Annotated in this window: 20 protein-coding genes; 13 read left to right on the top strand and 7 right to left on the bottom strand. The window is 64.4% G+C overall.

Annotated features, from left to right (window positions below):
• Positions 1–76: 76 nt before the first annotated feature.
• A complete protein-coding gene (locus ACKWRH_RS37440) occupies positions 77–997 on the bottom strand; it encodes a LysR substrate-binding domain-containing protein (protein ID WP_445217630.1) in 921 nt (306 codons plus the stop codon).
• Positions 998–1,122: 125 nt separating this feature from the next.
• Between ACKWRH_RS37440 and ACKWRH_RS37445 the strand changes: the two genes are divergently transcribed.
• From ACKWRH_RS37445 to mdlC, 4 genes are all read left to right on the top strand, one after another.
• Entirely contained in the window at positions 1,123–2,292 is a 1,170-nt protein-coding gene (locus ACKWRH_RS37445; protein WP_445217631.1) for an acyl-CoA dehydrogenase family protein, read from the top strand.
• Positions 2,293–2,303: 11 nt separating this feature from the next.
• Entirely contained in the window at positions 2,304–3,407 is a 1,104-nt protein-coding gene (locus tag ACKWRH_RS37450) for a CaiB/BaiF CoA transferase family protein (protein ID WP_445217632.1), read from the top strand.
• Between the two features lie 15 nt (positions 3,408–3,422).
• Positions 3,423–4,274, top strand: a complete 852-nt coding sequence (locus ACKWRH_RS37455) for an FAS1-like dehydratase domain-containing protein (protein ID WP_445217633.1) — start codon at positions 3,423–3,425, stop codon at positions 4,272–4,274.
• A 144-nt stretch (positions 4,275–4,418) separates the two neighbouring features.
• Positions 4,419–6,041 carry a benzoylformate decarboxylase gene (gene mdlC / locus ACKWRH_RS37460; protein ID WP_445217634.1) on the top strand — a complete coding sequence of 541 codons (1,623 nt, stop codon included), beginning with the start codon at positions 4,419–4,421 and terminating at the stop codon, positions 6,039–6,041.
• A gap of 5 nt (positions 6,042–6,046) precedes the next feature.
• On the opposite strand, the gene ACKWRH_RS37465 is transcribed toward mdlC, so the two are convergent.
• Positions 6,047–6,823, bottom strand: a complete 777-nt coding sequence (locus ACKWRH_RS37465) for an SDR family NAD(P)-dependent oxidoreductase (RefSeq protein ID WP_445217635.1) — start codon at positions 6,821–6,823, stop codon at positions 6,047–6,049.
• 76 nt (positions 6,824–6,899) lie between these two features.
• Here ACKWRH_RS37465 and ACKWRH_RS37470 point away from each other — a divergent pair, with 76 nt between their 5' ends.
• Positions 6,900–7,355 carry a MarR family winged helix-turn-helix transcriptional regulator gene (locus ACKWRH_RS37470; protein WP_445217636.1) on the top strand — a complete coding sequence of 152 codons (456 nt, stop codon included), beginning with the start codon at positions 6,900–6,902 and terminating at the stop codon, positions 7,353–7,355.
• Between the two features lie 205 nt (positions 7,356–7,560).
• Here ACKWRH_RS37470 and ACKWRH_RS37475 read toward each other — a convergent pair whose 3' ends face one another.
• Both ACKWRH_RS37475 and trhA read right to left on the bottom strand, forming a co-directional pair.
• Complete coding sequence (locus ACKWRH_RS37475) at positions 7,561–8,355, bottom strand: SDR family oxidoreductase (protein WP_445217637.1); 795 nt, start codon at positions 8,353–8,355, stop codon at positions 7,561–7,563.
• A gap of 93 nt (positions 8,356–8,448) precedes the next feature.
• Positions 8,449–9,144: a PAQR family membrane homeostasis protein TrhA gene (gene trhA / locus ACKWRH_RS37480; protein WP_445217638.1), complete on the bottom strand. Its 696-nt coding sequence runs from the start codon at positions 9,142–9,144 to the stop codon at positions 8,449–8,451.
• A 183-nt stretch (positions 9,145–9,327) separates the two neighbouring features.
• Here trhA and ACKWRH_RS37485 point away from each other — a divergent pair, with 183 nt between their 5' ends.
• From ACKWRH_RS37485 to ACKWRH_RS37500, 4 genes are all read left to right on the top strand, one after another.
• Positions 9,328–10,797 (top strand): YcjX family protein, encoded by a 1,470-nt coding sequence (locus tag ACKWRH_RS37485; RefSeq protein WP_445217639.1) that lies wholly within the window; start codon positions 9,328–9,330, stop codon positions 10,795–10,797.
• Positions 10,794–11,819, top strand: a complete 1,026-nt coding sequence (locus tag ACKWRH_RS37490; RefSeq protein ID WP_445217640.1) for a YcjF family protein — start codon at positions 10,794–10,796, stop codon at positions 11,817–11,819. The genes ACKWRH_RS37485 and ACKWRH_RS37490 overlap by 4 nt, the downstream gene beginning before the upstream one ends.
• Positions 11,820–11,974: 155 nt before the next feature.
• Entirely contained in the window at positions 11,975–13,207 is a 1,233-nt protein-coding gene (gene nhaA / locus ACKWRH_RS37495; protein WP_445217641.1) for a Na+/H+ antiporter NhaA, read from the top strand.
• Between the two features lie 1,163 nt (positions 13,208–14,370).
• Positions 14,371–14,571, top strand: a complete 201-nt coding sequence (locus ACKWRH_RS37500; RefSeq protein WP_212452275.1) for a hypothetical protein — start codon at positions 14,371–14,373, stop codon at positions 14,569–14,571.
• A 12-nt stretch (positions 14,572–14,583) separates the two neighbouring features.
• Here the strand turns inward: ACKWRH_RS37500 and ACKWRH_RS37505 are convergent, their stop codons facing one another.
• Together ACKWRH_RS37505 and ACKWRH_RS37510 are read right to left on the bottom strand one after the other, a co-directional pair.
• On the bottom strand, positions 14,584–14,826 hold the full coding sequence (locus ACKWRH_RS37505) for a hypothetical protein (RefSeq protein WP_445217642.1): 243 nt from the start codon (positions 14,824–14,826) through the stop codon (positions 14,584–14,586).
• Positions 14,827–15,083: 257 nt separating this feature from the next.
• Complete coding sequence (locus ACKWRH_RS37510; RefSeq protein WP_445222548.1) at positions 15,084–16,589, bottom strand: glycosyltransferase family 39 protein; 1,506 nt, start codon at positions 16,587–16,589, stop codon at positions 15,084–15,086.
• A gap of 426 nt (positions 16,590–17,015) precedes the next feature.
• On the opposite strand from ACKWRH_RS37510, the gene ACKWRH_RS37515 reads away from it, so the two are divergent.
• The 4 genes from ACKWRH_RS37515 (at position 17,016) to ACKWRH_RS37530 (ending at position 20,810) form a co-directional block, all read left to right on the top strand.
• Positions 17,016–18,746, top strand: a complete 1,731-nt coding sequence (locus tag ACKWRH_RS37515; protein ID WP_445217643.1) for an adenylate/guanylate cyclase domain-containing protein — start codon at positions 17,016–17,018, stop codon at positions 18,744–18,746.
• Positions 18,747–18,881: 135 nt separating this feature from the next.
• Positions 18,882–20,081 carry a SorA family sulfite dehydrogenase catalytic subunit gene (gene sorA, locus ACKWRH_RS37520; RefSeq protein ID WP_445217644.1) on the top strand — a complete coding sequence of 400 codons (1,200 nt, stop codon included), beginning with the start codon at positions 18,882–18,884 and terminating at the stop codon, positions 20,079–20,081.
• A gap of 12 nt (positions 20,082–20,093) precedes the next feature.
• Entirely contained in the window at positions 20,094–20,402 is a 309-nt protein-coding gene (gene sorB / locus ACKWRH_RS37525; RefSeq protein ID WP_071917135.1) for a SorB family sulfite dehydrogenase c-type cytochrome subunit, read from the top strand.
• Positions 20,403–20,609: 207 nt separating this feature from the next.
• Complete coding sequence (locus ACKWRH_RS37530; RefSeq protein ID WP_008134691.1) at positions 20,610–20,810, top strand: cold-shock protein; 201 nt, start codon at positions 20,610–20,612, stop codon at positions 20,808–20,810.
• A 170-nt stretch (positions 20,811–20,980) separates the two neighbouring features.
• Here ACKWRH_RS37530 and ACKWRH_RS37535 read toward each other — a convergent pair whose 3' ends face one another.
• Entirely contained in the window at positions 20,981–21,442 is a 462-nt protein-coding gene (locus ACKWRH_RS37535; RefSeq protein ID WP_038954741.1) for an Lrp/AsnC ligand binding domain-containing protein, read from the bottom strand.
• Positions 21,443–21,534 lie beyond the last annotated feature (92 nt).

The raw sequence follows: 21,534 nt of genomic DNA on the forward strand, positions 1-21,534 counted from the left end.
TGACAGCTCGCTCAATATGCGAAGGGCCAGGCGCGGGCGTGTGTCCTAAATCCTCCTGAGCATTCAGCGTCGGCCGTCACGCGAGCCTGATGTCCCACAGGCCTTCCTTGCGGCAGGCCGCGACTTCCTCGCGCAATAGCGTCGTGATGGCGAGCGACGCCGTCGAGGCCGGACGGTCGATCGGAGAGGCGAATATGAGCTCGCGCGTCATCGGCTTGGATACGGGCGCGGTCTCCAGCCGTCCGTCGGCGACCTCGCCGTGGACCGACGAGGGCGGCAGCAGCGCGAAGCCGAGGCCTTCCTCGACGAGGCTCGTCAGCACGCGGAACGAATCCGCCTCGAGCTGGACGTTGAGCTTGATCTTGCGCTGGGCGGCCGCGTGCTCGATCAGCGCGCGGAGACCGTGGGAATGACTGGGCAGTACCAGCCGCTGGCGCAGCAGCCAGCCGACATCGACGCTCTTCTTGCGCGCGAGGCCGCAGCCGCGCGGACCAACCGCGACGATATTGTCGCGGCCAAGGCTCTCCACGTTGAGATGCAGATCGGCGGAGCGGCCGTAGAGAATGGCCAGATCCATCTCGCCGCGATGCAGCCATTCGACGAGATGGCCGCTGTAGCTCTCGACGATGCGCAGCGAAATGCCGGGAAATTTTTCGACGCAGCGCCGCGCGAAACGCGCCGACAGCACGCAGCTCACGGTCGGAACCAGGCCGAGCACGACTTGGCCGGACGGCGGCCCCTTGGTCGACTGGATGTCGTCGCGGATCTGGTCGATCTGCCGCACGATGCCGGAGGTGCGTGCCAGCAGGAGACGCCCGGCTTCCGTCAGCACCATGCCGCGGCCATTGCGGGTGAACAGCTCGGTGCGCAGCTCGTGTTCCAGCAGCTTGATCTGCCGGCTGAGCGCCGGCTGCGCCACGCGCAACGTGTCGGAGGCCTTGGAGAGGCTGCCGAGCTCCGCCACGCAACTGAAGGTCCTGAGCTGCCGGAAATCCATGCTTGCCAATCCTGGAAGGCTACTTCATACGCTATAGCAAATGAGCATAGGGGGCTGGCGATGTTTTCACAACGCCAGAGGATCGGCCGGCGTTATCTTGATTGCCGCTATCGATGGAAAACGCCATGAGTGAACAACACCACACCGAAGATCACGCCGATATCCGCGAGGCCGTCGCAAAGCTCTGCGCGCAGTTTCCCGGCGAATACTGGCGCAAGCTCGACCGCGAGATGGCCTATCCCAAGGCCTTCGTCGATGCGCTGACGCAGGCCGGCTATCTCTCGGTGCTGATCCCCGAGGAATATGGCGGCGCGGGCCTGAAGCTGTCCGCCGCGGCTGCGATCCTCGAAGAGATCCAGCGTGCCGGCTGCAACGGCGGCGGCTGCCATGCCCAGATGTACACGATGGGCACCGTGCTGCGGCACGGCAATGACGAGCAGAAGGCGAAGTATCTGCCGAAGATCGCCAGCGGCGAATTGCGGCTTCAGGCGTTCGGCGTCACCGAGCCGACCAGCGGCACCGACACCTCCTCGCTGAAGACCTTTGCGCGCAAGGAAGGCAACGACAGCTACATCGTCAACGGCCAGAAGATCTGGACCAGCCGGGCCGAGCATTCCGACCTGATGGTGCTGCTGGCGCGCACCACGCCGAAGGAGCAGAACAAGAAGCGCACCGATGGTCTCTCGGTGTTCATCGTCGACATGCGCGAGGCCAAGAACAATGGCCTCGAGATCCGCCCGATCCGCACCATGATGAACCACGCCACCACCGAAGTGTTCTTTACCGACATGAAGGTGCCGGCGGAGAATCTGATCGGCGAAGAAGGCAAGGGGTTCCGCTACATCCTCTCGGGCATGAACGCCGAGCGCATCCTGATCGCGGCCGAATGCGTCGGCGACGCCAAATGGTTCATTGCGAAGGCCACGAACTACGCCAAGGAGCGCGCGGTGTTCGGCCGGCCGATCGGCCAAAATCAAGGCATCCAGTTTCCGATCGCCAAGGCCTACGCCTCGATGCGCGCGGCCGAGCTGATGGTGAAGGAAGCGACGCGCAAATACGAAGCCGGGCTCGACTGCGGCGCGGAGGCCAACATGGCCAAGATGCTGGCCGCGGATGCGTCCTGGGAAGCGGCGAACGCCTGCATCCAGACCCATGGCGGCTTCGGCTTCGCCGAGGAGTACGACGTCGAGCGCAAATTCCGCGAGACGCGGCTTTACCAGGTGGCGCCGATCTCGACCAACCTGGTGCTGTCCTACGTCGCCGAGCACGTGCTCGGCATGCCCCGCTCGTACTGAGGTCGCGCGCCATGGGAGCATTGGACGGGATCAGGGTGATTGCGGTCGAGCAGGCGGTCGCGGCGCCGTTCTGCTCCTCGCGCCTGGCGGATGCCGGCGCGGAGGTGATCAAGATCGAGCGGCCGGAGGGCGATTTCGCCCGCGGCTATGACGCGGCGGCCAAGGGCCAGAGCAGCTATTTCGTCTGGCTCAACCGCGGCAAGCAATCGGCGGTGGTCGATCTCGCAACGAAAGAAGGCTGCGCTGAGCTGGAGAGGCTGATCGCGAGCGCGGACGTGCTGATCCAGAATCTCAAGCCGGGCTCGATGGACAAGCTCGGCTTTTCGCGCGAACGGCTGCTGAAGGACTATCCAAAACTGATCTCGTGCACGATCACCGGCTATGGCGACGAGGGCCCGTACGCCCACCGCAAGGCCTATGATCTGCTGATCCAGGCCGAGAGCGGCCTCGCCTCGATCACCGGCAATCCTGATGGAGCCTCGCGCGTCGGCATGTCGATCGTCGACGTCGCGACTGGCGCGACCGCGCATGCGGCGATCCTGGAAGCGCTGATCGCGCGCGGGCGCACCGGCAAGGGCTGTGACATCCGCATCTCCATGTTCGACGTGATGGCGGACTGGTGCACCGTGCCGCTGCTCAACTCCGAAGCCGGCAATCCGCCGAAGCGCATGGGCCTCCGCCATCCCTCGATCGCGCCCTATGGCGTGTTCACCTCGAAGGACGGCAAGGACATCCTGATCTCGATCCAGAGCGAGCGCGAGTGGAAGACGCTCTGCGTCAAGGTGCTCGACCAGCCCGATTTGCCGGCCGATCCGCGCGTCGCCAACATGGTCGAGCGCGTGCGCAATCGCGACTTCACCGACACGACGGTCGCGGACATTTTCGGCAAGATGACGCGCGACGAGCTGTTGAAGCGGCTGTCGGACGCCGACATCGCGTTTGCCGAGGTCAACACCATGGCCGACCTCACCAATCATCCGCATCTGCGCCGCATCGAGGTCGACACGCCGCAGGGACGCGTCAGCTATCCCGCGCCGGCGCCGATCATCGTCGGCGAGACCCGCGCTTACGGCGCTGTGCCCGCCATCGGCGAGCGGCCGGCCAAGAAGTCATAACAAGAGCGAGGCGTGATGACCGAGAAGCTCGACATCGATCACTTGCGGCAATGGATCGGCCGCAGCACCGAGGCCACCGACATCGTCACCGCGCAGCTCGTGAAGGGCCTGCGCGCGACCCTGTTCCAGGAGGTCGGCGAGCCCAAAAAGGGTGACGCCGCGCCGTTCACGGTGCATTGGTGCTTGGCTCAGCCGGTGTTTCCAATGTCGATGCTGGGCCCCGACGGCCACCCGACCCGCGGCGGCTTCCTGCCGCCGGTGCCGCTGCCGCGCCGGATGTGGGCCGGCGGCGAGATCGAATTCCTGCAGCCGCTGCGCGTCGGCGATGAATCGACGCGGACCTCGCGCATCGCCGACGTGCAGGTGAAATCGGGCTCGACCGGCACGCTGTGCTTCGTCTCGGTCGAGCACAGCATCTCCTCGCCGCGGGGCGTTGCCATCCGCGAGCGGCAGGACATCGTCTATCGCGAGATGACGAGCAGCGCGCCCGCCGGCGCCAAGGCCCCGCCCCCGCCGCCCAAGGCGCAGCACCGCGAGACGCACGTGTCCGATCCCGTGCTGCTGTTTCGTTATTCCGCGCTGACCTTCAACGGCCACCGCATCCATTACGACCGCGACTACGTCACCAAGGTCGAGGGTTACCCGGGTCTGATCTTCCACGGGCCGCTGCAGGCGGCACTCATCGCCGAGATGGCGGCAAAGCTGCACGACGGCAAGGCGCCGAAGAAGTTTTCGTATCGCGGCCTTCAGCCGCTGTTCGAGGGCACGGAGTTCTCCATCAACGCCAACGAGACCGAGGCGGGCCTGGAGCTGTGGACTGCGAATGCGGAGGGACAGCCGACGATGAAGGGCACGGCGGTGTGGTGAGGCTCTGCTCTCTCCTCGTCATTGCGAGCGCAGCGAAGCAATCCAGAATTCCTCCACGGTGACAGTCTGGATTGCTTTGTCGCAAGGGCTCCTCGCAATGACGGTGAGGCTGATAGCGTCGATAAACAACAGGGGACGGAAACCATGGCCAACAACGGCAAGAGCGGCAGCAAGTCCGTCACCGTGAAGCAGGCGACGCTCGATCTGCTGCGCTCGCTGGGCATCGACAGGGTGTTCGGCAACCCCGGCTCGACCGAACTGCCGTTCCTGAGCGACTGGCCCGACGACATCGACTACGTGCTGGCGTTGCAGGAAGCCTCCGCCGTCGGCATGGCCGATGGTTACGCGCAGGCGACGCGCAATGCCGGCTTCGTCAATCTGCATTCGGCCGCCGGCGTCGGCAACGCGCTTGGCAATATCTACACCGCGCACCGCAACCAGACGCCGCTCGTGATCACCGCGGGCCAGCAGGCGCGCTCGATCCTGCCGCTGCAGGCGTTCCTCTATGCCGAGCGCGCTTCCGAATTCCCGCGGCCTTACGTGAAATACAGCGTCGAGCCGGCCCGGCCCGAGGACGTGCCGGCCGCGATCGCGCGGGCCTATTACACCGCGATGCAGCCGCCCTGCGGGCCGACCTTCGTGTCGATCCCGATCGACGACTGGGCGCATGCGACCGCACCGGTCGAAGCGCGCAAGGTCAGCCGCGAGATCGGGCCCGAGCCGGACGCGATGAAGGCGCTGGTCGCGGCGCTCGGCTCTGCAAAACACCCTGCCCTCGTGGTCGGCCCAGGCGTCGACCGCGCCGGCGCGGTCGATCTGATGGTGCGCGTGGCCGAGAAAGCCAAGGCCAGCGTCTGGGTCAGCCCGTTCTCCGCGCGCTGCTCCTTCCCCGAGCGTCATCCGCAGTTCGCAGGCTTCCTGCACGCCTCGCCCGCGCAGCTGTCCGACGCGCTGCGCGAGCACGATCTCGTCGTCGTCATCGGCGCGCCGGTGTTCACCTTCCATGTCGAGGGCCATGCCGCGATCTTCGATGGCGGCGCGACGATCTTCCAGATCATCGATGATCCGGACGCGGCAGCGGTGACGCCGGTCGGCACCAGCATTGTCGCGACCATGAAGCCGGCGCTCAGCCTGCTGCTCGACCTGCTGCCCGAGAGCAAACGCGCGACGCCAAAGGGGCGTACACTGCCAGCAGCGCCGCAGGCCGCCGATCCGTTGCCGGTCGAATTTCTGCTGCATTCGCTGTCGCAGGCGATGCCGGACGACGCCTCACTCGTCGAGGAAGTGCCCTCGCACCGGCCGGCGATGCAGAAGTTCATGCCGATGCGCGGCCAGGACAGTTTCTACACCATGGCGAGCGGCGGCCTCGGTTACTCGCTGCCCGCCGCGGTCGGCATGGCGCTCGGCAAGCCGAAGCAACGGACGGTGTGCCTGATCGGCGACGGCTCGGCGATGTATTCGATCCAGGCGCTGTGGACCGCCGCGCAACGAAAGCTGCCGCTGACCATCGTCGTCATCAACAATTCCGGCTACGGCGCGATGCGCTCGTTCAGCCAGGTGATGCAGGTGAGGAACGTGCCGGGGCTGGAGCTGCCGGGGATCGATTTCGTCAGGCTCGCCGAGGGCATGGGGTGCCATGCGGTGCGGGTGAGCAAGGCCGCGGAGCTGGGCGCGGCGCTCAAGCGCGGAATGGCGTTCGAGGGGACGAGCCTCGTCGAGGTCGTCGTGGATTCGGCGGTGCCGGTGCTGTACGGGCAGAAGCATTGACGACGCTACGACGCTAAGAATCCTCCGTCCGCCGCCAGCACGTGCCCGACGACATAGGATGACGCGTCGGACGACAGCCACACCACGGCCTCCGCCACTTCCTCAGGGCTCCCCATCCGCCGCAGCGGCAGGCCCGCACTGACGGTCGCGACATCGCCGACACCGGCGCGCAGCATCATGTCGGTGACGACGCGGCCGGGGGCGATGGCGTTGATGCGGATGCCGCGCGGGGCATTCTCCATCGCGGCCGAGCGTGTCAGCGAGATCGCAGCCGCTTTCGAGGCCGAGTAGAGCGAGAAGCCGGGATTGGGATTGCGCACGCCGCTGACGGAGGCATTGACGACGATGCTGCCGCGGCCTTGCGCCAGCATCGCCGGCAATTGATGGCGCAGGCACAAAAACAGCGCACGGACATTGGTGTCGAACACCGTGTCGTAGATCTCCGTGCCCTGCTCTTCCAGCGGCGCGCGGCGCTCCTGGAATCCGGCATTGTTGAAGGCGACATCGAGCCGACCGCAGCGCTCGACCGCCGTGCGAACCAGACGTTCGACGTCGTCCTCTCGCGTGATGTCCGTCTTTATCGGGATGGCCTTCGCGCCGAGTTCGCGGCACGCTGCGGCGGTGGCTTCGATTTCGGCCTCCCGCCGTCCCGCAACGACGATCGCCTCCGCGCCCTCCGAGGCCATCCGCAGCGCCGTGGCGCGGCCGATGCCGCTGCCGCCGCCCGTGACGAGGCAGACCTTGCCTCTCATCCGCATCCCGGCCGGCAAAGTTCCGCTCATGGGTCACTCCAAAACGCTTGCGCGCGACGTTGCGCGCATATAGTTGTATTGTACAACTATATGCGGTGAGTCAAGCATGACCGAGCCTTCGCTGATCGACGACATCCGCGCCGCCTCGCGTTTGATGGTGCGGGAGCTCGGCTTCATGGATGCGACGGTGGCGGCCTCGGACTATCCGCCCTCGGCGGTGCACACGATCCTGGAGATCGGGATCCGCGGCCCGATGAATTCAGGCGAGCTCGGCGATTTCCTGCGCCTGGAGAAATCCAGCGTCAGCCGCATGGTGCGCAAGCTGGTCGATTGCGGCGAGCTGCGGGAGACGCCTGATGAAGCCGATGCGCGCAGCAAGCTCCTGTCGCTGACGGCGAAGGGCCGGCGCACGCTGGAGGCGCTGCACGCGTTCGGACGCCAGCAGGTGCGCGGCGCGCTGGCCGCGCTGACGGAGGCCGAGCAGCGCACGGTGCGCGAGGGCATGATGCTCTATGCGCGGGCGCTGCGGGAGAGTCGGATGGAGGACGAGGCGGCGGCGTAGCCCCACTCTCGGTGTCATCGCCCGGCTTGACCGGGCGATCCAGTATTCCGAGACGCTTGTGGTTAAGTCGAGGGGCCGCAGCGTACTGGATGCCCCGCTTGCCGCCTACGCTAAAGCTTCGGCGCCCCTAGACCTCAGCCCCGGCGAAGCCTTGGCGTAGCCGGGTCGCGGAGCATGACAGCGTCAGCCGTGGAAACACCGTTGGCTACTTCCCGAACTCGTCCCGCATCTTCGCCTGGATCTTGGCCATGCCGCCGATCCAGCGGTCGTAATTCTCGGTCTTCTTGCGCATGTAACCGAGCACCTGGGGGTGCGGCAGGATCAGGAACGTCTCCTGCTCAAGGCCGGCGAGCACGTCTTTCGCGACCTGCTCCGGCGTGAGATCGCCGTCGCCGGATTGCGGGCCCTTCGGGATCGAGCGCAGCATGTTGGTGTCCACGCCCTGCGGGCAGAGGATCGAGACCTTGATATTGTGGGCCTTGTGTGAGATCGCGAGGTTTTCGGCAAAGCCGACTGCGGCGTGCTTGGTGGTGGAATAGGCCGGGCTGCCGACCTGCGACAGCAGACCTGCCGCCGAGATCGTGTTGAGGAAATAGCCGCCGCCGCGCGCCTTCATGCGGGGAATGAGATGCCGCGCCGCATAGACATGGGCCATGACATGGATCGCCCAGCTCCGCTGCCACGGCTCGTCGGAGGCGCCGCCGGCATTGACCGACATCGGATCGAAGCCGCCGCCGATGCCGGCATTGGAGCAGAACAATTCGATCGGGCCGAACTGCCGTTCGGTCTCCTCGATGACGTGGGTGATCTCTTTTTCCTGCGCGACGTCGCATCTGAAGGCCGCGCCATCCACCGTGGCGGCGACGGCTCTTGCATTGGCGGCGTCCATGTCCGCGACGACGACCTTGGCGGCACCCGCCTTGTGGAAGGCCTCGCACAGCGCCTTGCCGATGCCGTTTGCGCCGCCCGTGACGACCACGACCTTGCCGGTCACCTGCATGCGACGTCTCCTCTTTGTCTGGTAGCGCTTCTCTTTTCGGATAGCGCTTCGCTATCTTATACCGCTTCGCTTATTCCGCTTCGCGGATCTTGCTCAGCTCAACACGAGGTCGAGCACCGCGGTATAATGGCACGCCGCGCCGGCCAAGACAAAGCCGTGCCAGATCGCATTCTGGAAGCGCAGCCGCCGCCAGGCATGGAAGATCACGCCAAAGCTGTAGAGCAGGCCGCCCGCAAGGATGAAGCCCAGCACCAGCGCAGGCAGCGCCCTGACCACAGCGTCGTAGACCATCACGCCGCTCCAGCCCATCGCGAGATAGATGCCGACCGCGACGCGGTCGAACCGGCCGGGATAGAGAAGCTTCAGCACGATGCCGAGGATCGCGACGCACCAGACGCCGGCGAGCAGCACCAGCGCGAACACGCTGTCCCTCACCTCGAGGATGAACGGCGTGTAGGTCGCCGCGATCAGCAGATAGATCGCGCAATGGTCGAACCGCCGCAGCAGCCATTTGGCCGGAGAGACCGGCCATAGATTATAGGTCGCCGACAACACCAGCATCGAGAGCAGGCCGGCGACATAGATCGAGACCCCGACGATGTTGGTGGCGTCGGCATAAACCGCCGTCAGCACCACCAGGACCGTGGCGGCAACGATGCCGCAGAACACGCCGATTGCGTGGATGACGCCGTCCGCGATCAATTCGGCACGGTCGTAGTTCCAGCCGATCACATCGGCTGCGGCGTGGACAGAGGTGGATGCGAGCTGTTTCAGCTGGAAGACGGTCATGGCAATCCGCAAAGGCTAAGACAATTCCCTCTTGTAGGGGTCTTTCGAGATCGGCGCGTCGTTCAAACGGCTGATTTGCCGACAAAGGCGGTGGAAGTATGAAGCTTGATTTTCTTCAAGCAGTTGCCACTTTTGTGACTAGTCCTTTTTGCGTATCTGCCCTCGCCCGAGATCCCCGTTCATATGGCATTCAGTTTCCAGGATATGGTCGAGGAGGCGCGGCTGTCGGCGAGGGCGCTGATCGACTATGGCGAGCACTTCTTCAACCCGACGGTGCGGCTCGGGGTCACCGGCCTGTCACGGGCCGGTAAGACCGTATTCATTACAGCGCTGATCCACGGCCTCACCCGCGGCGGCCGCTTTCCGGTGTTCGAGGCCTATGCCTCGGGCCGGATCGCGCGGGCGCATCTGGCCCCGCAGCCGGACGACGCCGTGCCGCGCTTTGCCTATGAGAACCATTTGCGCGCGCTGCTCGAGGAGCGGCGCTGGCCGAACTCGACCGTCGACATCAGCGAACTCAGGCTCGTCATCGACTATCAGCGCCAGAACGGCGCCGACCGCACATTGACGCTCGACATCGTCGATTATCCCGGCGAATGGTTGCTCGACCTGCCGCTGCTCCAGAAGAGCTATGAGCAATGGTCGGCCGAAAGCCTCGCGCTGTCGCGCGAGGCGCCGCGCGCGCATCTTGCGGCGGATTGGCACGCGCATCTCGCGGCGCTCAAGCCCGAGGCGCGCGAGGACGAGCAGGCGACGCTGACGGCGGCAAAGCTCTTCACCGGCTATCTGCGCGCCTGCCGCGACGAGCGCTTCGCGATGAGCCTGCTGCCGCCCGGCCGCTTCCTGATGCCGGGCAATCTCGCCGACACGCCGGCGCTGACTTTTGCACCGCTCGACGTGCCCGTGGGCGGCCAGGCGCCGGACGGCTCGCTGTGGGCAATGATGGTCCGCCGCTTCGAGGCCTACAAGGACGTCGTGGTGCGGCCGTTCTTCCATGATCATTTTGCCCGGCTCGATCGCCAGATCGTGCTGGCCGACGCGCTCGCCGCGTTCAACTCCGGCCCCGAAGCGCTGCACGATCTCGAAGCCGCGCTTGCCGGAATTCTCGACTGCTTCCGCATCGGCCGCAGCACTTTCCTCTCCAGCCTGTTCCGGCCGCGTATCGACCGCATCCTGTTCGCGGCGACCAAGGCGGACCATCTGCATCATTCCAGTCACGACCGGCTCGAGGCGGTGCTGCGCCGCGCGGTCACCCGTGCGGTGGTGCGCGCGGAAGATACCGGCGCAGAGATCGACGTGGTGGCGCTCGCCGCCGTTCGCGCCACGCGCGAGGCCCAGGTCGCGCATGGCCGCGACAAATTGCCGTCGATCCTGGGAACGCCGGCGGCCGGCGAAAGCGCAGGCGGCGAGTTCTTCGACGGCAACACGGAGGTTGCGACCTTTCCGGGTGACCTGCCGCCGGACCCCGAGCCGCTGTTCAACGGCACCGACGCATTCCGCGGCCTCTCGACCGAAGCCGCCGAGAAGAGCGATTTTCGCTTCCTGCGCTTCCGTCCGCCAAAGCTCGAACGCGAGGGCAATGACCAGCCGGCGCTGCCACACATCCGCCTCGACCGTGCCCTGCAGTTCCTGATCGGAGACAAGCTGTCATGAACGACCGATCCAAGCCGCGGCGGCCGGCGACGTTCCGGCTCGACGATCCCGGCGTCGTCGTCACCGAAGCCGACGAGGCGGCGCGGCTTGGCCGCACCACCATCCAGATCACGCCGGAGCACGATCCGCAGGCGCTGCCGGTACCGATCGAGGCGGCGCTCCCCGCGCGGCGCGGCTTTCCCTGGGGCACGCTGTTCTGGTCCGGCCTCGGCGGGCTGACGCTGCTCGGCACCGGGCTCGGCGTGGTCCGTCTGATCGAGGATCTGTTTGCGCGCAGCGAAACGCTCGGCTTCGTCGGCCTCGCATTCGCCTTCGTCACCGCGCTCGGGCTCGCGGTGGTGATCGGGCGCGAGGCGTTTGGTCTGGCGCGCCTTGCAACCATCGAGAAGCTGCATGCGCGCGCCGCCGCAGTCCTTGCCAGTGACGACCGCAAGGAGAGCCGCGTCATCGTGCAGGACCTGCTCAAGATCGCGCACCAGAACCCGCAGCTCGCCCGCGCCCGCGCCACGCTGGAAAGCCACACCGGCGAGATCATCGACGGCGCCGACATGATCCGGCTTGCCGAACGCGAATTGATGTCGCCGCTGGATGCGGAAGCGCGGCGGCTGGTGTCGTCGGCCGCGCAAAAGGTCTCGATCGTGACCGCAGTTTCGCCGCGCGCGGCAATCGACGTGATGTTCGTGTTCGTGGCCGCGTTGCGCCTGATCCGTCAGCTTGCCTATCTCTATGGCGGCCGCCCCGGCGCGCTCGGCATGATCCGCCTGCTCCGCCACGTGATCGCCCATCTCGCCATCACCGGCGGCATGGCCGCGAGCGACAGCCTGGTGCAGCAGATGCTCGGCCATGGCATCGCGGCAAAGCTGTCGCAGCGGCTCGGCGAAGGCGTGCTGAACGGATTGCTGACCGCGCGGCTGGGTCTGGCCGCGATCGACGTGACGCGGCCGCTGCCGTTCGCGGCGCTGCCGCCGCCGAAGCTGTCAGATCTGGCGACGGATCTGCTGCGGAAGAAGGACGAGGAGTAACGGTGCTGCGAACGCCCGATCACCGTTTTTGACCCATAGTGGACTGACGGTTGCCTTCCCCGCCTTGTCGTGTAGAAGGGTCTTACGGGTGCTCACTGCAACGGGCAGTGACAGGTTAAGCGATGGTCGGGCCGCCACGCAGAACGCGTGCGCCCATGAACGACCAGCAACCAAACAGAATCCACTCTGCCGTCCAACTTCTGACCGAGAGAGCGCTCGCCACGCTCCAACATTTCCTGCATGTCGAAGCTATCAGCGGCATAGTGCTGCTAGTCGCTGCGGCCGCTGCATTGCTCTGGGTCAACTCGCCCTTTGCACATTCTTACCACGACCTCTGGAACCTGCCGATTACGCTTCGGCTGGGCGAGTTCGTCTTTGTCAGGTCGGTGCATTTCTGGATCAACGACGCGTTGATGACGGTCTTTTTTCTGGTCGTCGGCATGGAGATGCGCCGCGAAATTCACGAGGGCGCACTTAGCCGGCTCGATCAGGCCATTCTACCGGTGCTGGCGGCCTGCGGTGGGGTTATCGTGCCTGCGCTCATCTATTTGGGGTTCAACAGCGTTGCGGGTAGAAGCCATGGCTGGGCGATCCCAACCGCAACGGACATAGCCTTTGCTGTGGGCGTGCTTGCACTGCTGGGACGGTCGATCCCGTCAAACGTGCGGGTGTTTCTGCTGGCACTCGCGATAATCGACGACATCATTGCAGTTCTCATAATCGCGCTATTCTTTAGCGGTGGGCTCGAACCGAGCGGCTTCGTCGTCGCAGCCTCCGGAGTTCTTTTGGCGCTCGCGCTGCAACGGCTCGGTTTCGGCTCCGCGCTGGCCTACGTCGTACCAGCCTTCATCGTCTGGGCCGGCTTCCTCATCGCTGGCGTGCATCCGACCCTTGCAGGCGTCGTGCTCGGCCTGATCACGCCGGTCCGCTCGACTGGTCCAGAGACGGTGCCGCCCGTCGTCCGAGTTGAGGCGGCGCTACATCCTTGGGTCGCCTACGCAATCATGCCGCTGTTCGCGCTCGCGAATGCTGGCGTCGATCTTAGGGGCATCGAGTTCGGTGGCGGCGCGCAGTTCGTGGCGCTGGGCATCGGACTTGCGCTTTGCGTAGGAAAACCAATCGGTGTGATCGGTGCGACCTGGCTCGCCGTGCGTTTCGGGGGATGCCGGTTGGCCGCGGACGTGTCGTGGGCCGGCGTCTGCCTCATCGGGCTTCTGGCTGGCATCGGCTTCACTATGTCCGTCTTCATTGCGACGCTTGCATTCACCGACGACAAGCTGCTGGACGCCGCGAAATTCGGCGTGTTGGTCGGCTCGCTGATTTCGGTGACGTTCGGCCTCGGATGGGGCGCGGAATACGCTCAGCGACAGCGTAACGCCCAATCATGAAGACTTCCGTTCCTGGACCCTAAGCAGAAGTGTTCGATCGGACCGGCCAGCGCAACAAGATGCTTTCGTTTGAATCTCGGCAGAGGTCACTTCCGCTAATCACCCTTAACGACAGGCCGGCCGGTTTGCTCTTGACGTCCGACAACCGCCTCTAGCGGACTCCACTCCTGATGCGCGCCGCCTGAATGAGCGAAGCTTAAGCTCGCGGTTCGTCGGGAAAGTCAAAGCTGGCAATGATAAACCCGACCGCACCAAACACCAACAGCGCCAGGAACAGTGCCGCAACAGCAAAGGACCACACAAAAGGCTCCGAGCAGCTGAGTGCCATCCAATCGAGCCAACGAGCGGATTATCATCCCTCGCCGGCTGATCTGAGGCAGACCCGGACGGGGTTAACTGGCAATTGTCCGGCAAAACGACCTTGCTCAGTCAAGCCGCGCCTCGCAAGCGAACTATCGAGTTAGCCCTTTCGAGCATTGGAAGATTATCTGCCGCGGTTTTGGGCAACTGAGGACAAGGAGGCGGCAATTCAAGTCGTCGCTTTTAAGTCAGCCTCTGGCCGCCCCATACCACGGCGCATCAACCCGTTAAGAAACTGGTTACCAGTCAATGTCACCATTTGCATATTAGGCCGCCATAAGCGGCGCGCATTCTGAAAACGGCTCAATATTTCGACACGCCCGGTTGGCGGTCTCTTTCAGGAGAGGCCCAATGTTTAAGGGCTTAATGGCAGCGCTTGTGGCGCTGATCAGCACACTGCAACTGGATCGATACCTGACCAACGGTCGGTACACCGACGCGGCTACGGATATGCTGCGGCAAATCAGGCGCGCGTTTGGATTTTGAGGTGCACTGGACGATTTGAGGCCGGTGATGAAGGGCATCCCCTGGACTGATCTCGATGCGGAGGAGCAACGCGCCATTGCGATATTGGGAGCCGGGCTCTCCATCAAACTGTGTGACCCCGTCGCTCTGCCAAGATTGAGGCGGCTCGGGCTGATCGCAGGGTCTCGTTTGACCGCTGCTGCACACGAGCTGCGGAGGCGCGTTGTTCTGGAAGAACTCAGTGCGCGGGATTGAATCGTACAGCCAATTGGCACGCTCGATCCTCACTTGGTCGGGGAGTGCCCTGACGGGGCTAACAAGGCTTGGGGAGTTTGATGGTGGCAGGTGCAATTGAGCTGATCGTGGAGGGCTACGTTTCTCTCAGGGACCAAGCAGCTCTTGATGAGCTTCGGACACAGCGCCGCAAACTTGTCGCAGATCTCGATGCATGTACCGGGATCGACTGCACGAGTACGATCCGGCAGATCGAGGAAGACATCGTCGTGATTGAGGCCGGGCTGGCGCGGTTGGCGGCCTAGTCGGCCGGACGTTCAGAGATTGCCCGGTGTCGTGTCGGCAACGGTGCACTCGGTGTGGATCAGGCCCTTCTTGGTCACCCGCACGCTGCCAAGATAATAACCTCGTTCCTGGACGGCTGCCCTGATCTCGTCGCTGACCTTGAGAACTCTCGCTCTGCTCTTGCGCCATTTGTTGGAAGAGTAGAGCGCGGGCATCGGAGAGCCGTTGCTGACGACGAGGAAGTCCCGCTTGCCATTGCGATAGACATCAAACATGTCCTATCCCCGCAGATAATATCAATAAGAGAAAATATGTTTCGTCAGGATAGCTCCAGCTTAATGGCTTAGATGCTTGAGCGGGTGGTAATCTGGGATGGCGGCCTGTGAATGTCGGGAAAAACGCTGGTTGCAGCTAAGCGATCACTCAGATTTCCGTTGGTATGTTGTTCTCATGCCACGCTAGGCCGCCTCAACGCGTGGCCTCGTTTGCCTTTTGGGACCCCACAAGGGGAGAAGGGAAGAAGGGTGCCTCGCTAGGCGAGCGTACGCTTCTCGAATTCCCCCGCCAGCACCCGCCATTGAAACAGCGGTGAATCCGCTGGCGGCGAGAGCTCCGGCGTCCAGCCGGTGAGCTTCTCAATCACATAGGTGTCCGTCAGAATGCCGCGCCAGCGGCGCTCAACCTGGCCGAGCTGCTCGCGCTTGGCGGGGATATTCCCCCACACCGGTGCGCGATTGTCCGGCTCACGCCCGACATAGATGCCCGCATGCCCGCTGATCCGATCCATGCCTGGATCGCGAAAATCCTGGAAGCGGCCGCGTTCGTTGATCTCGATGACGGGCACGCGGCCCCTGAACAGCCAGCGCATCATCGCGTAGGTGCGATAGTCCATGGTCGCGATCCAGGTCGCGCCGGTCTCGTCGAGCGCGGCCTGCGCACGCGCCGCGACCTGATCGTAGCCCGCCTCGGCGCCGACCGGATCGATCTTGCCGAGGAGATTCCAGGGCGAGGCGACGTAGTACAAGAATACGATGACAACGAAGGCGATCCCCGTGACGACCGCCGTGTTGAGCCAGAAAATGCTCGACCGGATCATCCGCGCCGACCAGCGCTCGCGCGACAGCATGACGAGGTTGACCGCGGCGGCGGCAAAGCCGACCGGCCACATGAACATCGGCCAGGTGTCGCCGACCCTGAGTGTCGTCGACTTGAACAAGAAATAGAGGAAGGGCACCAGCACCGCGGTCGACAGCAGGATCGCGACCGGCTCGCGCGTGCGATAGCCGCGCCACGCCGACATCACGAGGCCTGACAGCACGACAGGCAGCATGACGAAGCCGACCAGGCCGAATTGCAGGCCGATGTAGTCGCCGATGGTGCGCAGCGAGATGCCGTAATTGGCGGTGGCCCGCACACCCTGGAAACGGAACGAGGCCCAGTCGTGCTGCGCGTTCCAGATCAGCACCGGGGAGAATACGGCAATCGCGATCAGCACCGCGAGATAGGGGTAAGGACTGCGCAGCCAGCGCCAGCGCCAATCCGGCACCAGCAGAAACGCGGCGACCGCCGGCGCGAACATGATCGCGGTGAACTTCGACAGCATCGACAGTCCGGCGAACAGGCCCGCCGCCAGCCACCAGCGTCCGTCGCCGCCCTGCGCGAGCCGCACCAGCGACCATATCATCGCCACCGCAAACGGGATCATGGCAACGTCCGGCGCGACCTTGGCCATCAGCAGGCCATAATAGAGCGCGGCCTCCGGCATCAGCACCGCGAACATGATGGCGCGCGCATCATGGGTGAGGCGGCGGACAATGTCGGCGAGCAGCAGCTGCGTCACCAGCATCGCGACGATGCCGCCGAAGCGGACGCCGAGCACGGTGTCGCCGAAGATCGCGGTGCCAAAACGGATGAACCAGGCGATCATGGGGGGATGATCGAGGAAGCTGAGCGCTCCCTCCTTCGACCAGGTCCAGTAATAGGCCTCGTCGGTACGCAGCTCGATGGCGGAGGCGTAGACGATGCGCAGCAGCGTCATCGCGGCGATGACGAGCACGGCCACGAGGAGGGGACGGCGCGCGGCGCCGGCTGGGGGCTCGGTGATATCGGGGGCTGTCGTCACGGCCGCGCTTTTCGCCAACCTGGGAGGGGGAGTCAATGCGGGCAGCCGCGCATACCGCTGTCGTCCCGGGGCGCGACATGGTCGCGAGCCCGGGATCCATAGCCACAGGGAGGAGTCGTGGCGCGAGCTGGTAACCACGAGTCTTCGTCAAACGCCTCCCTGTGGCTATGGATCCCGGATCGGCGCGCCACTTGTCCGGGATGACAGCGGTGGGTGTGGCGCGCGCCTTTGCCCACCCTACGGTTTGGTAACCTTGCCGCGCATGTGATCAGGCCAGCTGTCCGCCCCTGGAATTAAACGCTACGCTGGCTGTTCTCCTTCATGAACTGATACAACCGAATCATGGCCACCGCATCCTCACGATTGTCCGAACTTTCCCGCGCGACCAGCATGCGGCAGGTTCGGCTGGTCTGCGGCGTCATCCTGTTCTGCTACGTGGTGAGCCATTTCCTCAACCATGCGCTCGGCAACATCTCGGTCGATGCCATGGAGATCGGGGTCTACTATCACACGGCGTTCTGGCGATTCCTCCCCGTCGCGATCGTGTTCTATACGGCCGCGCTCACGCATATGGGGCTCGGCATCTACGCGCTGTATCAGCGCCGCCAGTTCCGCTGGCGGACGATCGAGCCGCTCCAGCTCGTGCTGGGCTTGAGCATCCCCGCCCTCGTCATGGCCCATGTGATCGGCGTCCGGCTCGGCTACACGCTGTACGGACACCAGAAGCTCTATCCGCAGGAACTCTATCTGTTCTTCGTCGCGTCGAACCGGATCTGGACCATGACGATCCTGCTGATCATCGCCTGGGTCCATGGCTGCATCGGCATCTATTTCTGGCTCCGCCTGAAGCCGTTCTTCGCGCGCGCCGCGCCCTATCTGCTCGCCGCCGCCGTGCTGATTCCGACGCTGTCGCTGCTCGGCGTCTACCAGGGCGGACGCAGCGTCCAGATCGAGGTCGACGACGGCGAATGGCGCACGCACAATCTCACCCGCCGCCAGCTCGGCTCGACCGCGGAAGCCGCGACGCTCGACCGCATCACCGGCGGCCTCACCATCGGCTATGTCGGCCTGCTCGGACTGGCGCTGGCGGCGCGCGGCGTGCGCGCCTTGCGCGAACGGCGCCGCGGCATGATCGCGCTGTCCTACGGCAACGGCAAGACGGTGCGCGTGCCGAAGGGCCTCTCCGTGCTGGAGGCGAGCCTGCGCCACAATGTGCCGCATGCCAGCGTCTGCGGCGGCCGCGCCCGCTGCTCGACCTGCCGCATCCGCATCATCGGCGATCATGCCGCCCTGCCCGAGCCGTCGCAGCGCGAGGCCTTCGTGCTCGCGCGCGTCGGCACCGCCGATCCCTCGATCCGGCTTGCCTGCCAGCTGCGGCCGGACTCCGACCTCTCCTTCTTTCAGCTCTTCACGCCCCACACCCATTCGGCGGACGGGCAGGCCTCGACATCGGCCAGAATCGGCCAAGAGCGCTACCTCGTCAGCCTGTTCGTGGACATGCGCGGTTCGACGCAGCTTGCCGAGAAGCGGCTGCCGTTCGACACCGTTTTCATCGTCAACCGTTTCCTCGGCGCCGTATCGCGAGCCGTGATCGAGAATGGCGGCCAGCCGAACCAGTTCGTCGGCGACGGCATGCTGGCGCTGTTCGGGCTGTCAGCCGATCCGGAAACCGCCTGCCGGCAAGCGCTGAAGGCTGCCGCCGACATCGCCACGCATATCGACGAGCTCAACGAGCTCCTGAGCCACGATCTCCGCCAGCCGATCCGCTTCGGCATCGGCATTCACGGCGGCGAGGTCATCATCGGCGACATCGGTTATCGCGATCACATCGTCTTCACCGCGCTCGGTGATGCCGTCAACGTCGCTGCCCGGCTCCAGGACATGACCAAGACGCTGGCCTGCGAAGCGATCGTCTCGGAGGAGGTCCGCCGTACCGCGGGCCTTGCCGACGATGCGCTGCCGCAGCAGGAGGTCGCGATCCGCGGCCGCGACGAGCCCCTGGCCGTGCGCGTGGTCGCGGACACGAGGCAGCTGTCGGCACTGGTCGATAGCGGCACGCGCGTCGCCGCGTAACACCGGCTTGCTGCAACGCAGCGGCATGGGCCTGCTGCGAAAGCACGAATTGACTTCATCTCAATCGTTGCGACAGATGAGCGCGGGATCGCGGTGATGACCGCTGTCCAACGAAAGCTCCGGGAGGAGACGAGAATGTTCGATCGACGCGACCTGCTCAAAGGAGCGGGCCTTGCCGCTATGGCGGCCACACTGAATTCCACCAAGGCGCTGGCACTCGACACCGTCACGCTCCCCTTCGCCAATGGCGAACGGCCGCTGGTGAAATATCCGCAGAAGCGGCCGATGATCGGCCTGACCAGCCGACCGCCGCAGCTCGAGACGCCGTTCGCGATCTTCAACGACGGTCCGATCACGCCGAATAACGCGTTCTTCGTGCGCTACCACCTCTCGGACCTGCCCTACAATCTCGATCCCGACAAGTTCACGCTCGAGGTCAGGGGCAAGGTCGACAAGCCGCTCAAGCTGTCGCTCAAGGACATCAGGAAGATGAAGGCGACCGAGATCGTCGCCGTCAACCAGTGCTCCGGCAACAGCCGCGGCTTCTCCGAGCCGCGTGTCGCCGGCGGCCAGCTCGCCAATGGGGCGATGGGCAATGCGCGCTGGCGCGGCGTGCCGCTGAAGACCGTGCTGGAAATGGCGGGCGTGCAGAGCGGCGCCAAGCAGGTCACCTTCAACGGCATGGACGGCCCCGTCAGCGACAAGACGCCCGATTTCGTCAAGGCGCTCGATCTCGATCACGCCACCGACGGCGAGGTGATGCTGGCCTATGGCATGAACGGCGAGGACCTGCCGTTCCTCAACGGCTTTCCGCTGCGCCTGATCGTGCCCGGCTATTACGGCACCTACTGGGTCAAGCACCTCAACGAGATCACCGTCATCGACAATGTCTATGACGGCTTCTGGATGAAGTCGGCCTATCGCATTCCGGACACGCCGAACAATGCGGTCGAGCCAGGCACCGCGCCGAAGGCGACGATCCCGATCAACCGCTTCACCATCCGATCCTTCATCACCAGCGTTCCCGACGGCGCCAAGCTGAAGGCCGGCGGCACGACGCTGCGCGGCATCGCCTTCGACGGCGGCAAGGGCATCAAGGACGTCCAGGTTTCCACCGACGGCGGCAAGACCTGGGTCAGTGCCAAGCTCGGCAAGGATCTCGGCAAATACTCATTCCGTGAATGGAAGCTGCCGGTGAGGCTCGCGGCGGGCGCCCACGAGCTCAAGGTGCGCGCCACCGGCAATGGCGGCGAGACCCAGCCGGATGCGCCACGCTGGAACCCGGCGGGTTATCTGCGCAACGTCGTCGAAACCGTCCGCGTGACCGTGGCCTGAGGGAGAATGATCATGCAGCGCACCGTTCTCCTCGCCATCTCACTTGCCGTCGCCGCAATGGTGGGTTCGGCACTTGCAGCGCCGCTCAACTACAAGACGCCCGACGAGGTCGCCGCTTTCAAGCCGGGACCCAATCTCGAGGTCGTGCAAGGCAATTGCAGCGCCTGCCACTCTGCCGATTACGTCAACACGCAGCCGCCGATGAAGGACAAGAAGGGTTTTTGGCAGGCCGAGGTGACCAAGATGATCAAGGTCTATGGCGCCCCGATCGACGATGCCGATGTCGGCAAGATCGTCGATTATCTGGCCGCGACTTATTGACGGATGGCGCGCGGCGTGCCGATCAATTGACCGCGAAACGGGCAAAATCGGCAAAAACGCTGCGAAGTTGAGCGGAATTCGGCGAAATGCCGATATGGTTTGAGCTACCAAGCCGGCCACATTCCGCGTATCCTGTTAGGACCGAACCGGCCGGTTGGCGGGGACTGGCGTTCGAGATCTCGGAGGAAGACCCGCGGAGAAGACGTGATGGCTAAAGGTACGGTCAAGTGGTTCAACCCGACGAAGGGTTATGGATTTATCCAGCCTGCGTCGGGCGGCAAGGATGTGTTCGTGCATATCTCGGCAGTGCAGAAAGCCGGTCTGTCGTCCCTGAACGAAGGACAGACGGTGGAATACGAAGAGATCGCAAACCGGGGCAAGACCTCCGCAGAGAACCTCAAAGTATAAGCCCGGCAGCCTTTGCTGCCTCCCGGATCTGTCCGGGAGCCGGGCCAAAATAATTTTAGAAGACGGCCAGTGCATTCGACGACAGGCGTTGCGACTGCACACGGAGAGCTATTTTCCCGCGAAGACCGCTCGTTCAACGCCACAGCAATGACAATCGCGACGGTCCTTCGTTAGTCCACCGGCAATGGTGCGTCGCGCTTGATCTCTTCCATCACCGCATAGGTTCGCGTCTCGCGCACGCCCGGCATCGACAGCAACGTCTCGCCGAGGAAGCGTCGATAGGCGGTCATGTCCGCAAGCCGCGCCTTCACAAGATAGTCGAAGCCGCCTGCAACCATGTGACACTCCAGCACCTCGGGTGCGAGTTTCACCGCGCGCGCGAAGCGCTCGAAATTGTCCGGCGTGGTCTTGTCGAGCAGCACCTCGACGAACACCAGAAGCCCGAGGCCGAGCCGGTGCGGGTTGAGCCGCGCGCCGTAGCCTTCGACAAAGCCCTCTCGCTGCAACCGCTTCAGGCGCTCTCCGACCGAGGTCGGCGACAGCCCGATGCGCTCGGCGAGCTCGACATTGGCGATGCGCCCGTCCTGCTGCAGAATTGAGAGGATCTTCCGGTCGATTCGATCGAGTTCCATATTTTGTATGGCCACTACACAAATGATCTTCATTTTCTAAGGCAAAATAGCTAATTTGTCTATCGAACTACGGTCTAGCGGGCCTTATCCTG

The organism is Bradyrhizobium sp. Pa8 (assembly GCF_052588265.1).

What these genes read in the sequence shown, in the direction of transcription:
- ACKWRH_RS37440 (WP_445217630.1), bottom strand. Translation starts at nt 997, where the DNA reads ATGGATTTCCGGCAGCTCAGGACCTTCAGTTGCGTGGCGGAGCTCGGC.
- ACKWRH_RS37445 (WP_445217631.1), top strand. Translation starts at nt 1,123, where the DNA reads ATGAGTGAACAACACCACACCGAAGATCACGCCGATATCCGCGAGGCC.
- ACKWRH_RS37450 (WP_445217632.1), top strand. Translation starts at nt 2,304, where the DNA reads ATGGGAGCATTGGACGGGATCAGGGTGATTGCGGTCGAGCAGGCGGTC.
- ACKWRH_RS37455 (WP_445217633.1), top strand. Translation starts at nt 3,423, where the DNA reads ATGACCGAGAAGCTCGACATCGATCACTTGCGGCAATGGATCGGCCGC.
- mdlC (WP_445217634.1), top strand. Translation starts at nt 4,419, where the DNA reads ATGGCCAACAACGGCAAGAGCGGCAGCAAGTCCGTCACCGTGAAGCAG.
- ACKWRH_RS37465 (WP_445217635.1), bottom strand. Translation starts at nt 6,823, where the DNA reads ATGAGCGGAACTTTGCCGGCCGGGATGCGGATGAGAGGCAAGGTCTGC.
- ACKWRH_RS37470 (WP_445217636.1), top strand. Translation starts at nt 6,900, where the DNA reads ATGACCGAGCCTTCGCTGATCGACGACATCCGCGCCGCCTCGCGTTTG.
- ACKWRH_RS37475 (WP_445217637.1), bottom strand. Translation starts at nt 8,355, where the DNA reads ATGCAGGTGACCGGCAAGGTCGTGGTCGTCACGGGCGGCGCAAACGGC.
- trhA (WP_445217638.1), bottom strand. Translation starts at nt 9,144, where the DNA reads ATGACCGTCTTCCAGCTGAAACAGCTCGCATCCACCTCTGTCCACGCC.
- ACKWRH_RS37485 (WP_445217639.1), top strand. Translation starts at nt 9,328, where the DNA reads ATGGCATTCAGTTTCCAGGATATGGTCGAGGAGGCGCGGCTGTCGGCG.
- ACKWRH_RS37490 (WP_445217640.1), top strand. Translation starts at nt 10,794, where the DNA reads ATGAACGACCGATCCAAGCCGCGGCGGCCGGCGACGTTCCGGCTCGAC.
- nhaA (WP_445217641.1), top strand. Translation starts at nt 11,975, where the DNA reads ATGAACGACCAGCAACCAAACAGAATCCACTCTGCCGTCCAACTTCTG.
- ACKWRH_RS37505 (WP_445217642.1), bottom strand. Translation starts at nt 14,826, where the DNA reads ATGTTTGATGTCTATCGCAATGGCAAGCGGGACTTCCTCGTCGTCAGC.
- ACKWRH_RS37510 (WP_445222548.1), bottom strand. Translation starts at nt 16,589, where the DNA reads ATGACGCTGCTGCGCATCGTCTACGCCTCCGCCATCGAGCTGCGTACC.
- ACKWRH_RS37515 (WP_445217643.1), top strand. Translation starts at nt 17,016, where the DNA reads ATGGCCACCGCATCCTCACGATTGTCCGAACTTTCCCGCGCGACCAGC.
- sorA (WP_445217644.1), top strand. Translation starts at nt 18,882, where the DNA reads ATGTTCGATCGACGCGACCTGCTCAAAGGAGCGGGCCTTGCCGCTATG.
- sorB (WP_071917135.1), top strand. Translation starts at nt 20,094, where the DNA reads ATGCAGCGCACCGTTCTCCTCGCCATCTCACTTGCCGTCGCCGCAATG.
- ACKWRH_RS37530 (WP_008134691.1), top strand. Translation starts at nt 20,610, where the DNA reads ATGGCTAAAGGTACGGTCAAGTGGTTCAACCCGACGAAGGGTTATGGA.
- ACKWRH_RS37535 (WP_038954741.1), bottom strand. Translation starts at nt 21,442, where the DNA reads ATGGAACTCGATCGAATCGACCGGAAGATCCTCTCAATTCTGCAGCAG.